The organism is Haloferula rosea (assembly GCF_016595525.1).
Classification (GTDB): domain Bacteria; phylum Verrucomicrobiota; class Verrucomicrobiia; order Verrucomicrobiales; family Akkermansiaceae; genus Haloferula; species Haloferula rosea.
Genome location: NZ_JAENII010000001.1, coordinates 515,841 through 529,129 on the forward strand (window position 1 = coordinate 515,841; position 13,289 = coordinate 529,129).

13 protein-coding genes and 1 tRNA gene are annotated in these 13,289 nt (G+C 60.9%); 8 read left to right on the top strand and 6 right to left on the bottom strand.

Annotated features, from left to right (window positions below):
* Window positions 1–17 precede the first annotated feature (17 nt).
* The gene (purU, locus tag JIN81_RS01830) at window positions 18–878 is read left to right on the top strand and encodes a formyltetrahydrofolate deformylase (protein ID WP_200275716.1); all 861 of its coding nucleotides are present in this window, start codon (window positions 18–20) and stop codon (window positions 876–878) included.
* On the opposite strand, the gene JIN81_RS01835 is transcribed toward purU, so the two are convergent.
* Window positions 841–1,338, bottom strand: a complete 498-nt coding sequence (locus JIN81_RS01835) for a GNAT family N-acetyltransferase (protein ID WP_200275718.1) — start codon at window positions 1,336–1,338, stop codon at window positions 841–843. The genes purU and JIN81_RS01835 overlap by 38 nt on opposite strands.
* 206 nt (window positions 1,339–1,544) lie before the next feature.
* On the opposite strand from JIN81_RS01835, the gene JIN81_RS01840 reads away from it, so the two are divergent.
* Window positions 1,545–1,636, top strand: a tRNA-Ser gene (locus JIN81_RS01840).
* 400 nt (window positions 1,637–2,036) lie between these two features.
* Here JIN81_RS01840 and JIN81_RS01845 read toward each other — a convergent pair.
* The 3 genes from JIN81_RS01845 to JIN81_RS01855 all read right to left on the bottom strand — a co-directional run bounded on the left by JIN81_RS01845 (window position 2,037) and on the right by JIN81_RS01855 (window position 5,232).
* Complete coding sequence (locus JIN81_RS01845; protein WP_200275827.1) at window positions 2,037–3,650, bottom strand: FAD-dependent oxidoreductase; 1,614 nt, start codon at window positions 3,648–3,650, stop codon at window positions 2,037–2,039.
* A 172-nt stretch (window positions 3,651–3,822) separates the two neighbouring features.
* Complete coding sequence (locus JIN81_RS01850; RefSeq protein ID WP_200275720.1) at window positions 3,823–4,335, bottom strand: hypothetical protein; 513 nt, start codon at window positions 4,333–4,335, stop codon at window positions 3,823–3,825.
* Window positions 4,336–4,398: 63 nt separating this feature from the next.
* A complete protein-coding gene (locus JIN81_RS01855) occupies window positions 4,399–5,232 on the bottom strand; it encodes a glycosyl hydrolase (protein ID WP_200275722.1) in 834 nt (277 codons plus the stop codon).
* Between the two features lie 113 nt (window positions 5,233–5,345).
* Between JIN81_RS01855 and JIN81_RS01860 the strand changes: the two genes are divergently transcribed.
* Window positions 5,346–7,706, top strand: coding sequence for an MMPL family transporter (locus tag JIN81_RS01860; RefSeq protein WP_200275724.1), 2,361 nt, complete (start codon window positions 5,346–5,348; stop codon window positions 7,704–7,706).
* Window positions 7,707–7,872: 166 nt separating this feature from the next.
* Here the strand turns inward: JIN81_RS01860 and JIN81_RS01865 are convergent, their stop codons facing one another.
* On the bottom strand, window positions 7,873–8,472 hold the full coding sequence (locus JIN81_RS01865) for a hypothetical protein (RefSeq protein WP_200275725.1): 600 nt from the start codon (window positions 8,470–8,472) through the stop codon (window positions 7,873–7,875).
* Window positions 8,473–8,828: 356 nt separating this feature from the next.
* Between JIN81_RS01865 and JIN81_RS01870 the strand changes: the two genes are divergently transcribed.
* Together JIN81_RS01870 and JIN81_RS01875 are read left to right on the top strand one after the other, a co-directional pair.
* Window positions 8,829–9,203 carry a hypothetical protein gene (locus tag JIN81_RS01870; protein ID WP_200275727.1) on the top strand — a complete coding sequence of 125 codons (375 nt, stop codon included), beginning with the start codon at window positions 8,829–8,831 and terminating at the stop codon, window positions 9,201–9,203.
* Complete coding sequence (locus JIN81_RS01875; protein WP_200275729.1) at window positions 9,200–9,547, top strand: hypothetical protein; 348 nt, start codon at window positions 9,200–9,202, stop codon at window positions 9,545–9,547. Before JIN81_RS01870 ends, JIN81_RS01875 begins: the two co-directional genes overlap by 4 nt.
* Window positions 9,548–9,786: 239 nt before the next feature.
* Here JIN81_RS01875 and JIN81_RS01880 read toward each other — a convergent pair whose 3' ends face one another.
* Entirely contained in the window at window positions 9,787–10,440 is a 654-nt protein-coding gene (locus JIN81_RS01880) for a DUF3313 domain-containing protein (protein ID WP_200275731.1), read from the bottom strand.
* A gap of 192 nt (window positions 10,441–10,632) precedes the next feature.
* Between JIN81_RS01880 and JIN81_RS01885 the strand changes: the two genes are divergently transcribed.
* From JIN81_RS01885 to JIN81_RS01895, 3 genes are all read left to right on the top strand, one after another.
* A complete protein-coding gene (locus JIN81_RS01885) occupies window positions 10,633–11,631 on the top strand; it encodes a hypothetical protein (protein WP_234044376.1) in 999 nt (332 codons plus the stop codon).
* Between the two features lie 71 nt (window positions 11,632–11,702).
* Complete coding sequence (gene hisF, locus JIN81_RS01890) at window positions 11,703–12,467, top strand: imidazole glycerol phosphate synthase subunit HisF (protein ID WP_200275736.1); 765 nt, start codon at window positions 11,703–11,705, stop codon at window positions 12,465–12,467.
* A gap of 3 nt (window positions 12,468–12,470) precedes the next feature.
* Window positions 12,471–13,247, top strand: a complete 777-nt coding sequence (locus tag JIN81_RS01895) for a hypothetical protein (protein WP_200275738.1) — start codon at window positions 12,471–12,473, stop codon at window positions 13,245–13,247.
* Window positions 13,248–13,289: the final 42 nt, after the last annotated feature.

Below are 13,289 nucleotides of genomic sequence, written 5' to 3' on the forward strand. Positions count from 1 at the left end.
TGGTCTAACCAGTCCGCATGACTCGTCCAGGCCTCATTCTCAAGCTTAGTTGTCCGGACCAACCCGGGATTGTTGCCAAGGTTTCCGGCTATGTGGCTGGCTACGCGGCGAACTTGATCGAGTTCGCCCAGTTCACCGACAAGCAGAACGGTCGTTTTTTCGCGCGTCTCGAGATCGAGACCGGCGGATTGCAGGTGGACGTGGATGATTTCATCGAAGGCTTCGGGACCCTGGGCCGAGCTCTCCGAGCGGATTGGCATTTCCGGCGGCTTCCCTACAAGATGCGCACGGCGGTGCTGGTCACCAAGACCGACCACTGTCTGAACGAGGTACTCTGGCGGACCCAACTGGGTGAGCTGCCGATTGAGATCACCTCTGTGATCGGCAACCGTGAGGATTGTCGAACGATTGCAGAGAATGCCGGACTGCCGTTCCATTTCATCGAGATGGACGGCGATCAGAAGGCGGCGGGTTTCGACCGCATCCGGAGTATCCTGCGTGAGGAAGAGGTCGAGCTGACGGTGCTTGCGCGTTTCATGCAGATCCTGCCCGATGATTTCTGTGCCGAGTTCGGCGGTCGGATCATCAACATCCACCACAGCTTTCTACCCGCCTTCATCGGTGCCAACCCATACCGCCAGGCGTATGAGCGGGGGGTGAAGTTGATCGGGGCGACCTGTCACTACGTCACCGCCGATCTCGACGCGGGACCGATCATCGAGCAGGAGGTCGAGCGGGTTCAGCATTTCCACACGCCGCAGGATCTCGTCCGACTGGGGCGCGACTGCGAGCGTAGTGCCTTGGCGCGAGGGATCCGCTACCACGTCCACGACCGGACGATCATCGATGATCACCGGGCGATCGTGTTTCCGGACTGATCGATCGGATCATCATGCGATGGGGGATGCCGACTTCCTCGAAAGGTTCGCCGACGGGGTGGAACCCGCACTTTTCGTAGAAGCCGAGCACCGGAGCCCGGGCGTGGAGGGTCACCTCGTGAATGTGGTCTTGGCGAAGAATCTGCAGCACCCGGCTGAGGAGTAGGCGGCCGAGACCACGGTTTTCCACGTCGGGCTCGATCCACATTTGCCTCAGGCGGGATCGTGCTGCCGTCTCCGGCCTGGCGATCACCCCGCCACAGATGCTGCCATTGCTTGAGATGACGAAATGGCGGTCCGAGTTCTCGCTCGCGGTGTCTTCCTCAGTCAGTCTCAGGCCCAGTGGTTGCCGGAGAATGCGGTCGCGGAAGCCCATGACCACGCGGTAGCAGGGGCTGTCGTAGTCGATCTCCCTGACTTCGATGGTGGAAGGGGGCGGGTCCTGACGGGTGGAGCTCAAGATTCATCGAACTTGTCCGAAATCGAGGGCTTTACAAGGGGCGGAATGCTGGTAAGAACTGCGCCCCGCTTCGGCGGGAACGGAGAGATGGCTGAATACGCAAGTCGCATTCGGCGGCTCTCCACAAAGTCGCAAAGCGCTGTTTGGTATGGTCTGACGAAAGGAAGACAATCCGGGAACCGGACGAAAACATCGCGGAGTGCAACGGAGAGATGGCTGAGTCCGGTCGAAGGCACTCGACTCGAAATCGAGCGTAGGTTTGCGCCTACCGTGGGTTCGAATCCCACTCTCTCCGCCAGCGCCCCTGCCCAGCTTGTCTGGGCAGGGGCGCTGACGTTTTGGAGTGGGTGGAGAACGCTGCAGAGCGAAAGCGAATCGGTTTTGAGGGCAGCAGCGGTCATTGACTGCGATTCACCGTAGCGAGCGGGGCGAGCATCATTGGATTGGGTGGAGCGGAGTGCAGGCAATCCCACTCTCTCCTCCAGCACCCCGATGCAGTGTGATTGGAGGCAGCGACGATGGCATCTTTGCCCCCCGCCTGCCGGGAGCGTGCTGAGCGCAGCGATGCAGGGGTCCGGATCGTCCGGATCGGATTCCGCGTGATCCGCGTGTCCCGTTGATGCTGCGATCCGCCTCGCTAGCTGCCGTGTCGGACGATCGAATCAATGGGGTGACAGGGGGCTGACAGGCGCGGAGTTTCAGCGCCTGAATTCCAGCACCTGTCGGTCGGCGAGGAGGCGGGTACGGAGCTTGTCGTAGTCGACGTTCTGGACCTTGACCTTGTCCTCGATGGCGATGCTTGCCGCGGTGCCGGCACTCTGGCCGAGGATCATGAAGACAGGTTCCATGCGGACGGATCCGTAGGCAACGTGGGAACAGGACGCGGCGACGGGGACGAGCAGGTTGGTGCACTCGTTTTCCTTGGGGACGATCGCATCATAGGTAATCTGGTAGGGAGGCACCTTGACGCCGACATCACCCTCGTTGTGCACGTGGCCTTCGGGCGAGATGTAGCGCTGCACGTTGTGGGAGTCGATGCCGTAGGAACCCATGCCGATGGACTTCGGGTTCTGCGGGTTGCCGATCAGGTCGTGCTCGGTGATCACGTGCTTGCCGACCATGCGCCGTGCCTCCCGGATGTAGAGTTGGTGAGACCAGTTGCCGTTGTCGGTGAATTCGTCCTTCGGCAGTCCCCATTCCCTCATGGCTTGTTGGAGTTCCTTGGGAACCCGCGGGTCGTTGCAGATGAAGTAGAGCATACCGAGTTGGTAGGTCTTGTGCTCCTGGATGATCTCCTTGCGCCGTTCGTAGCTGGCTTCGGGGTAGTCCCAGTTCATGCCGATGTTGTCGAAGCTGAACGGGCCGTGGTTGTTGGTGTCGGTCTTGTTGTTGGGAACCGGGTCGAACTTGTGAAAGACATGCATGGGATCCATCTTTTCAAAGATCCGCAGGAGCAGTTCATACTGGGTCGGATCGTAGCCATCCGGCTTGGGGAAGGGGATGCGGTTGGAGGGTTCATTGGTCAGGCACATGCGGAAGCAGTAGGCCTGCACCCGCTTGTCACCGGAGCCGTATTCGCCGGGAGGATCGGTTGAGATTCTTTCAAGGACTCCGCTTTCCGGATCGCCGGGAGTCTTGTAGGGAGAGATTTCCAAGCCCTTGAAGTGGTGCTGGTGGTGGAAGACCCCGGTCTGGACGCCGTTCCATTTCTCTCCGTAGGTGCTGTTGGCTTCGCGACCGACATGGTAGCTGACTCCTGCGGCGGCAAGCAGGTCACCTTCGTAGGTGGCGTCGATGAAGATCTCTGCCTTGAAGGTTTTACCGCTCAGCATGGTGATGGATTCGATGCGTCCATCGACCATCGAGACGCCTTGTTCCCGATCGAGCCATTCGTCCCGGAATACCGGAATCTTGTTCTCGCGGATGAAGTCATCGAAGACCGATTGTGCGACACTGGGCTCGAAGGACCACATGGCATCCTTCGTAGTCATGCGCATGCCGAGCTTCTTTTTCAGGAAGTCGGCTTCGGTCTCATGCTTCCAAGCCTCAGGCTTGCGGTAGGCGTTGAAAACACGCTGGTAGAACTCTCGTGAGAGTCCACCGATCACCTTTTTGTTGCCGGTGTCGGTGAAGCCCAGTCCCCCTCCGGAGAGTCCACCGAGATGCTTGTCGGGGCCGACGATGACCACCGAGCGGTCCATCTTGCTGGCTTGGACGGCAGCGGTGACGGCAGCGGAGGTTCCTCCATAAATCACGATGTCGTAGTCGTGGGGTGGTTCCTCGGCGAAGGCCGGGACCGTGATGCTCAGCATGCAGGTGAGTCGCGCCAGGATGGTGATAAGTGTCTTCAAGATGGTGTAGGGGGTCTTCGGGTGGATGGGTGGAGGCGGATCGGGTCTAGGAAACGCACATGGTGCTGCGAAGATTTCCCGGTAGCGGGGGAAATCAGGTTACACGGGTGAGCAGGTGCCGGGAGGCGGATGCTCAGCGATCGAGTTGCTTGAGCAAGTCGCCCAGCTTCGAACCGATCGAGTCGGTATTCTCTTCCGCTTCAGCCGCCTCTTCGGGAGTGGCTGGAGTGAGGGCGGCTTGTTGCCAGGCCTCGATGAGCTTTTTCAGCTCGGGAATGGATGCCGCCTTGGTGAACCGTTGGGCCTTTGCCTCGGCGAGCCTCTGGGCAGCGAGCGAGAGTTCGAGTGAGTTTCCGCCTTGGGCGGCCTTTCGGTAGCCTTCGGTGGCTTCAGCTTCCGCAAGATTAACCGCGGCCATGTCGGGGTGTTCTGCCAGTGCCTTACCAAGTTTTGCGTAGGCGGCCTTCTCCGCGGGACTCGGCTCGCGCGTTTTCTCGCGTTGCTCGATTTCCTTCACCCTCTCCATCTGTTTTCTGGCTTCCTCCGCCTGTCCGCGGCGATGGTCGGTGTATTCCCACGACAAGTCGGCCTGCGCGGGGGCAAGACCAAGAAGCGCGAGGGTCAGAAGACATCGGGGCCAGATCACGAGTGTGCCATACCTCCTGATGATCAGGATATCAAGAATGAAGCCCAGATGGGGGGCGGGCGTTCAGAAATCGCGGTAGAACTCGCCCAATCGGGTGAGTTTTCCCGAAGGGTCGAAAAGGGCACTGGTGCCCAGTGCGTTGTTGTTCTGGCCCGCGGGGAACCAGGCGTAGCGTTCGATGAAGTCGAGTTGCTCGAGCCGTGGCAGCACCTTCTCCATGAACTTGAGCACGGCTCCCGGACGGTGGCGATTCTGCTCGGGGGACTTCGCATCCCAATCCCCGACGGCGAACTCGGTGATCCAGATCGGTTTTCCATACATCTTGTGGATGTTGTGGAGTCGCTTGATCAGCGCGTCGGGATTGGCTCCGCCGTAGGAGTGAACGCAGACGAAATCGACGCGAAGCTTGCGTTGTTTCGCGGCGGCCATGAAGCCTTTCATCCAATCATTGTCGGGATGGACGCAACCGGGGCTGCCAAGACGAAGACCGGTCTTCATGAGTAGTGGCCACGCCTTGAGGGCTTTTTCGAGCTTCATGTTGGCCTGGCTCTTCTGGTCAGGCTCATTGAATCCCAGAAGGGTGTCGATCCCGGCGGCCTTGGCTGCCGCACCCGCCTTGGCGATGGATTCATCGTTCCCCCAGTAGCCCCAGATCATGGGAATGAAGTCGACTCCCTTCGGGATGCCTTGTGGGATGTTCGATCCCCATGAGTAGAACCAGTGGGCCTTGACGGCTTCGAGGCGCTGAGCCCAATGCTTCGACTTGGTGGTGATGCACAGGCCCTTCTTTCTCGAGCCCGATCTGGAGGTCGGGGCTGCCTCGAGGCGGGGGCAGAGCGCTCCCGCGGCCGCAACAGACCCGAGGCGGAGCATGTCCCTACGATTCCAATCAGTCACGGGGGTGATTTAGCACGCTTGCGGGGTTCACCAACCAAAATGGATGCGGGAGGTGTGAGATTGGGTGAATTTCGTGCTTGGACGGTCGGGGGGTCTTCGCCGCTACTTCACGCATGCGGAAATGGTGGCAGCTGGGTGTTTTGCTGATCCTCGTATTGGTGTCGGCGTGGGGCCTGGGTCGGATTCGTTTCGATACCGACCCTCTGGCGGTCCTTCCGGATCAATTGCCCGAGGTGAAGGGGCTGAAGGCTTTTCAGGAGGGATTCTCGAGGGACGAGGAATTGATCATCCTGCTGGAGGGGGAAGAGGATCTGCCTGTCCGGGCGGAGGAACTCACGCAGTTGCTTCTCGATGCGGAAGTCAGTGAGTCGGTCCGGTGGCAACCGCGTTGGCGAGAGGACCCGGAGGGGCTTGCGGAGTTGTTTGCCTGGCTATGGCTGAATGCCGAGCCGGAGGAGGTCGAGGCGCTGCGTGCAAGACTGGATGGGGAAGAGCTGGAGGCCACCTTGGAGGACGCCTTGGAGCGGGTGGCGACCTCGATGGACGGAGGATCGATGATGCTTTCGGCCCATGACCCGTTGGGCTTGCTTGACCATCCGGCACTTGTCCAATTCTTCTCGGCGGCAGAGGAAGCAGGCGACGGATTCGGGAACCCCGATGGCACTGCGCACTTGTTGTTGGTGGATGCTCCGGGCCCCTTGCCGGGTTATCAGGAGGCGGAGGCCTGGTTGCAGCGGATCCGGCAGGTGACCGAGCCGTGGGCGCGGGAGCATGACATCAAGGTGTCGTTCACGGGAGATCCGGCATTCGAGGCGGAGATCGGTGGAGCGATGCAGCGCGACATGAGCAGCACCATCGGGATTACTTCCGCTTTGATCGGGTTGCTGTTCCTGTTGATGCAGCGCCGGGTGCCGCTGTTGATCGGGCTGACGCTGGTGCTCGGCCTGGTGTTCGTCACCGCGATGGGGTTGGCGGGGTGGATCTACGGTGAGCTTAGTATCATGGCGGCCGGATTTGCCGCCATCCTGATCGGGCTGGCGGTCGACTACGGGGTCTTGATTTGTCAGGAAGGCAAGGTGGCCGGGCACGACGTGGGGTCGATCCGAGGAGCAACCGCCCGTTCCATCGTGGCGGCGGCCGTGACGACGGCGGCGGTGTTCCTCGCCTTGAACCTGAGCGGTCTGCCGGGGATTGCCCAACTCGGGACGGTGGTGGCGCTTGGGGTGCTTGCCGGAGCGGCCTTCATGCTGGTGATTTATGTGCCTTGGGTTTCCCGATGCGGGGCGGGGCGGGAACAGGTCGGGCACAAGAGGGCGCCGATCCCGGCGCGGCGCGGTGCGGTCCTGATCACGGTGGGTCTGGCGGTGGGGGGGAGTCTCGTGTTGGTGTTCGGGGGGCTTCCCGGAGTGGCGTTCGACCGGAGCCTTCTACGGCCGAAGAACAGCGCTGCCATGGCGGGATTCGAGAGAATTCAGGAGGTGTTTCCAGCGTGGGGTGACCCTGCCTTGAAGCTGCTGATCGAGGGTGGACAGGGAATGGGCGAAAGGCTCGATGCACTGGAGGCACGGCTGCAAAGTCTGCAGGCAGAGCGACCGGACTTTGAGATCCGCTACCAATTGCCCCGGGGGTGGTGGCCGTCGACCGAGCACCTGCAGGGGAATCGGGCGGCGATTGAAGCTCTGGCTGCCGATGCTCCGCGGCTTTTGGGGGCGGCCGATGAGTTCGGTTTTTCCAACGAAGGTCTGGCATTGGATCGAAGCATCCTGGAGGCCTTGCCTGAGGTTGTCGACTTGCCGATTGGGACCCTGCCAGCCAGTCCGGCGGCGGCTGAGTTTCTGCGCGGGGTGATTTCCTCGTCCGAGACTGAACCGGCACTCCTGGGGAGTATCGAGGTGGAGGGGCTGGATGATCTCGGGGCTGAGGGTTTCGAGCCATTGCGGGCCCTGAGCGGTGAGGGGGTTCAGTTGGCGGGCTGGGCCTTGCTGAAGCCGGCGGTCCTGCCTCTGGTAAAGCGGGACATGACCCACGTGTTTCTGCCGATGGTGGGGTTGATGCTGGTGATGCTGACACTCGTGTTCCGCAACATCCGCGATGTGGCGACCGCCATGCTGGCGATGGGACTGAGTGGTGTGCTGCTGCTGGCCGCGATGAAGGTACTAGGCCTGCAGTGGAATTTCCTGAACATCGCGGCGACGCCGTTGCTTCTTGGGACCGGGTTGGACTACATGATTCACATCCTGCTGGCGCTCCGTCGCACCGGTGGAGACATCAAGGCGGTGTGGAATGGTACCGGTAAGGCGGTGCTTTTCTGCGGATGTTCCACGGCGATTGGCTTCGGATCGCTCGCCTTTGCATCGATCGATGCCTTGGCCAGTCTGGGGAAGGTGGCGGTTGTCGGGATTCTCATCTCAATGCTGGTTTCGGTGATCCTGGTTCCTGGCGTCCGGGCCCGCCGGCGTCCTTTGGCGGGATGACGACCGGGTGCCGAAGCCGAAGGGGGATCTCAGGGCTGTGCGTCCGCGGGCATCCACGGCGGTCTCCGATGCCCTTTTGGAAGAGGCTCCCATCAGGGCACGAAAAAACCGGAGCGTTTCGGCTCCGGTTTCTTTTGAAAGGGAATGAGGTGCCTGCGACCCCGTGTCAGTTCGGTGCGGGGATGGGACCGGAACCAAGTGTTGGACCCCGGTCCTGATCTTCCGGCACGAATGGTCGGCGGAAGTCGGTGCGCGTGGATGGCGGAGGGTTGATCACCGGTGGCACCCATGGCACGACGATGATAGGCACATCGAGAGGATCGGGTGGTGCGATCGCGGCCGGCTTCACTTCGAGTCCCTTGCCCTTGGCGCTTTTCGAACTGCGGGCGGCGGTGCCGGCACCGGGTTCAAGGCGTGCCATGACTTCCTGGACGCGGAGAAGGGAATCGGGGGCCGTTGCGATGGCGCACTGGGCAATCAGACGCATGTGCTCTGGTGCGGCGCGCACGGCGGTTTCCACCACGTAGCCGACGATGGCGTCGTCGCAATCGGTTCCGAGGATGGCGGCCTTGACGACCTCGCAGGCGTAGTCCGGATGATTGGTGACTTCCTTGTCGACAAGTCGGAGAAGTTCGATCGGATCGGCGGCGGCGCGTTCGGCAGTGGCTTTGGTGCGCGCAATGACCTGCTCGGAACTGTCTTCGGCGAGCGCGGGCGCTGCGAAGATGCCGGTCGCAAGGAGGGAAATCGCAAGGATGCGGTTCATGGATTCGAGGATGGGGTGAGGGGCCCTGCAGTGATGCCGGTTAGCAAAACTGCGGAACTACCGGGAAATCTAGGGCTTTCGTGGGTCGATGAAAAGCATGAAATCCGGAGGGGTGAGCAAAGGCGGAAGCGGGAGCTTACGATCGGGAACAGGGAACGGGGCATGGGCGAACTCGGGAAAGCCCAGCGCCCCCGTTCGGATTGCGGTCTCCATGGGGCTCTGCAGCGTCAGCACCGTTGAAGGTCAATAATTGCTTAAGATTTGGAGGTCTTGGTAGTCTCTAAATGTGTTATAAAAGACTCTTGCTCAATGAGTTAGAGGGGTGAATGGTCTTATTTATGGTCCCGTTCCCCCCCATGATGCTGGCCTCCATTGATGCCATGCGCCCGGTCTTCCTGATGGTCGTAGGGCTGTCGCTTTTATTGGTGGCGTGGCGTCTGACCCGACGCTGCAGCGGCTGGTCCGCCCGCATGCTAATGGGCGGGGCGCTGCTTCTGGCATTCGGCTATGGTCTCGTGCTTCCTCTCTATGCAGCGGAAGTGATCGTTCCCTTCAGGAATCTGGCCTTCTACCCCCATGCAGATCCCGCTTTGACCCTTGGTTGGCATGTTTCGAAGTTGTTCGCCATGAACGGCGGCTGGCTGCTGTTCGGCATGGGACTCGCGCTTTACTCCGGGTTGTTTGAAAGCGCCCCTGCCAGAAAAACCCAAACCGTTTCAGCTCACCCATGAACATCCTCTTTGAAATTGTCATCCAGCAGGGGTTCATCCTCGACCTGTTCGGGGTAATCGGACTTGGACTTGTCGGGCTCGGGGCTCTCCGCCTTTCTCGTCGGATGGACAGCCGAAGCGCTGCCTGCATGACCTGGGGTGCCTTGTCCATGCTTTCAGGGCGGATTGGCATTCTCCTGTATGTTCACCTTACCACAGCAGCCCAGCGAGCCGAGTGGGACGTCTGGATGCTCTCGCTCGCTCGCAATGTGCCTGTGGGTCTGCTCACGCTCGGACTTGGAGCCATTGCCTATGGCTTCTGGAGCCACGAGAAAGAAGTGGGCGAGTGGGCGGAGCTGCGTTGAACGCCAGGGCGGGGCTGCCGATTTCAGGTTGGGTCCCGCATTCTCCGTGTGAGATCCGGATTGGCCGCCGCCGGTCTTGACGACTCCGGCGTTCGGCCTGTTTTGACATCTCGGGTTCCTGGTTTTGGTGGTTCCTGCGGGGATCACCGTGAGCTGTCATCGCAGCCCAAGTATGCCGACTTAGCCCCTCGGATTGCTCAAGGGGCGGTTGCTTGAAAGGTGAGAGTCCGCGGTCGGACTCAGCGGGCTTGCGCATTGCGCAGGCGAGCCGCCATTTCGGCTGCCCAGTCTTCCACCATGGCCTTGACGGCGACCCAGTCAGTCATCGGGGTGATGTTGTTCCGCTTCTGGCCACGGCGTTGATCACTCATGGCGGCGAGGCGTTTGCCGGTCTCACCATCGAGCGCTTCTCCTTCGAAGGAGATGGAGGAGATGAATGGAGCTGCGGATCCCACGGCACCACGGAGGGGGGCTTTCGGGTCGCTGTAGGTGGTGGTGACGGGGTTGGTCGGCGTGGACCCCTGAACGATATCGGTCAAGGCAGTGCGGATGCGGATGGTGCGTGGGCCGGGCGTCCCCACGATCCTCAGCTGCTTGCCGTATTCGCTGCGCAGCGCTTTGATGACGTAGGATGAGAGTTGCTCCGCGATCCGTGGGTCGTGCTTGTCGACATCGATGATGGTGGTGGGTGCTTCGATGTAGATGCTGTCGTAGTCGGTGAGATCGAGACCCGGAGCAGTGTAGACCGCGTAAGAGTTCGTGGTGTCGAACCCACCGCCAAGTTGTCCGAAATTGCTCAGGAAACCCGACGGGGAGGAGCCCGAAGAGCAAGAGGAAGCCAGCAGGGTGAGACCGGTTGCGGCGAGAAGTCCGGCGAGGGTGGGAAGCTTCATGGTGGTAGGTGGGTGTTGGTGACCTTTTGAGCTGGAGATCGGGATGATTTCCATCCTGCTGCTTGTCTCATTTGCTCCGAATCCGGTCAAGAGTGGGAGAGGGGAATGGGTGGCGCCAGCTCAGGTTCCTGAAGGTCGAGATGTGGGTTTGCCATCCGGAGTTCCCGATGTTAGGCAAGCTCAACCATGAAGATGCTTTGCACCCTAGGATGGCTTGGATCTGGAATCCTCGCCCTGGCCCAAACCGAGACTTCAACCGAGGAGATCGATCTCCCGGCGCGTCGTCAATCGGTGGAAATCATGAAGGAACACATCGAGATGCGGGAAGCGCGGCTCGAGGAAGTGGTGGAGGATCTCAAGCAGCGGGGTGACGGCATCGATAAACGGATCGGGCGGGTCGTGGACTCCCTTGTGAAGCTGAAGGATTCCGAAAGTTCGAAGACCCGGATTTCCATGCTCAAGAGTGAGGCCGCCCACGATCTGATGAAGATGATCGAGACGTATCAGGCCGAGCGTCGGCGTCTGGTCGAGCAGGCGAAGAAGGATCCCGATGCACCTCTGGAATCGCTTGCCGCCTTGGTGAAGAAGATCGACGAGCGCATCGAGACCCGCGCGGCTCAGGTGGTGAAGTTGGTGGAATCGATCCCCGGTGCCAAGGACGTCAAGAAGTACGAATCCGCGGGAGGGGGCTACTACGGCAATGGTTGGGGTTGGCGCAACGAGCGCATCAGCGATACTTGGCGCCAGAACCGTCGTGACGGGGTGCAGTCGAAGAAGGCGCGGGATGAAGCACGCCAGGCACTTGAAAGTTCGATTTCTGACTTGGAACGTCGCCGTGACGCGGCTGCGGCGCAGTTGAAACGCAACGACCTGACGGAGGTGGAGCGGGAGATCCAGAAGTTCGAGCTGGAACACGTTCAGAGTCTGCTCGGGATCCGTCACAAGCAACTCGTTGAGGTGAGTCGCCCGGCCAAGGCCCCGGCTGAAGCGGCGTCGAAGGACGAAGCGGACAGCATGAAGGGCCTGTTCGAAGATGCGGTGACGCACCTGAGCTCTGACTTCAACGACACCTTGCGCCTCTACCGCCAAGCTCTGGCTGAAAATGAGAAACTGCATGCCCTCCGACTGAATCTGGCAGCCCGTGAAAAGTGGTTGGCCGAGAATGATCCGGACTGGAAGGGCGGCGAATAAGTGAACGCCAGCTTGTTCATCCGGAGATTCCCGGGGTGGACAATTGTGGCTGGCGCCGCTTTGCTCCCCGCGTGCTGGCCAAACGCATCATTCCCTGCCTTGACGTCACGGACGGTCGTGTCGTTAAGGGTGTCAATTTCGTTGATCTCGTCGATGCCGGGGATCCGGTGGAGTGCGCGATCGCCTACAACGAGCAGCAGGCGGACGAACTCGTCTTTCTCGATATCACCGCGTCGTCCGATGATCGGGCGACGATGGTCGATGTTGTCCGCCGGACCGCCGAACACTGTTTCATCCCCCTGACCGTGGGCGGGGGGATCCGCAGTGTGGAAAACATGCGGGAGATGCTTCTCGCCGGCGCGGACAAGGTGGGAGTGAACACGTCTGCCGTCAAAGAGCCGTCACTGGTCGATGCCGGAGCCAAGGCATTTGGCAGCCAATGCATCGTGGTGGCGATCGATGCGAAGCGTGAGGGCCCGGGAAAGTGGGGGGTTTACACTCATGGTGGGCGCACTCCGGTCGGTCTCGACGCGCTGGAGTGGGCGAAGGAGGTCTGGAACCGCGGAGCCGGGGAGATCCTGCTCACGAGCATGGACTCCGATGGGACTCAGGCGGGGTATGACTGTGAGCTGACGGCGGCCATTTCCGAAGCCGTCGGGATCCCGGTCATCGCCAGTGGGGGCGCGGGGAATCTGGATCACATGGTGGAAGTCATGGAGAAGGGGAAGGCGGACGCGGTGCTTGCGGCGAGTATCTTCCACTTCGGGACCCATACGGTGGGGGAAGCGAAGGCATACTTCTCCGAGCGCGGGATTCCGGTCCGACCGGTGCTTTGATTCATGAAACGCTCCTGTTTCGGGTCCCTGGTCCTGTCGGCGGCGCTTGCCGCCGGAGCCGGCTGGGCATTTCGAGGCGATCTGGAGCGTGCCTGGAAGAAGGTGGGCAAGCCCATCCTGGTGATTGGCGAGCTGAAGCCCGAGCCGGATCCGGAGCGCTACACGGTTCTGAAGGAGGAAGCGGAGCGTTGGCGGCTGGAGTTTTCCAAGCGCTACCGGGAAGCGCGGACCGATGCCGCCCGGAAGGTGGTGATCGGGGATGCCCGCGTGTTTCTGGAAACGGTACTACCCGACATGATGTCCTGCTGGCTGGGAACGCCGTGGGACTTCAATGGCACGAGCGAAACGCCGGGAGAGGGAAACATTGCCTGCGGTTACTTCGTGGCCACCTTGCTCCGTGACGCCGGTTTCCGGGTGCACCGTTACCGACTCGCCCGTCAGCCATCCCAGAACATCCTGAGGACCTTCCTGCCGTCCTCTGAGCTCTCACTCAGGGTCGGCATACCTTATCCTGAGTATGCGAATGAGTTGAGGCAGATGGAGCCGGGAATCCGAATCGTCGGCCTGGATACCCACGTCGGGTTCATTGTCGGCCGGGCCGGGGCCTTCCGTTTCGTGCATTCATCGGGTTCGGAACCCTGGTGTGTGGTGGATGAATCCGAGGAGGATGCCACCGTTCTCGAGAGGTCGAATTACCGCGTTCAGGGCTCCTTGACCGCCAACCCAGCGGTGATTCGGAAGTGGCTGCTGGGGGAGAAATTCCCGGTGCACGGCCACTGAGTCATCCAGCCACGAAAAAGGGCCACCCGGTATTCCGGGTGG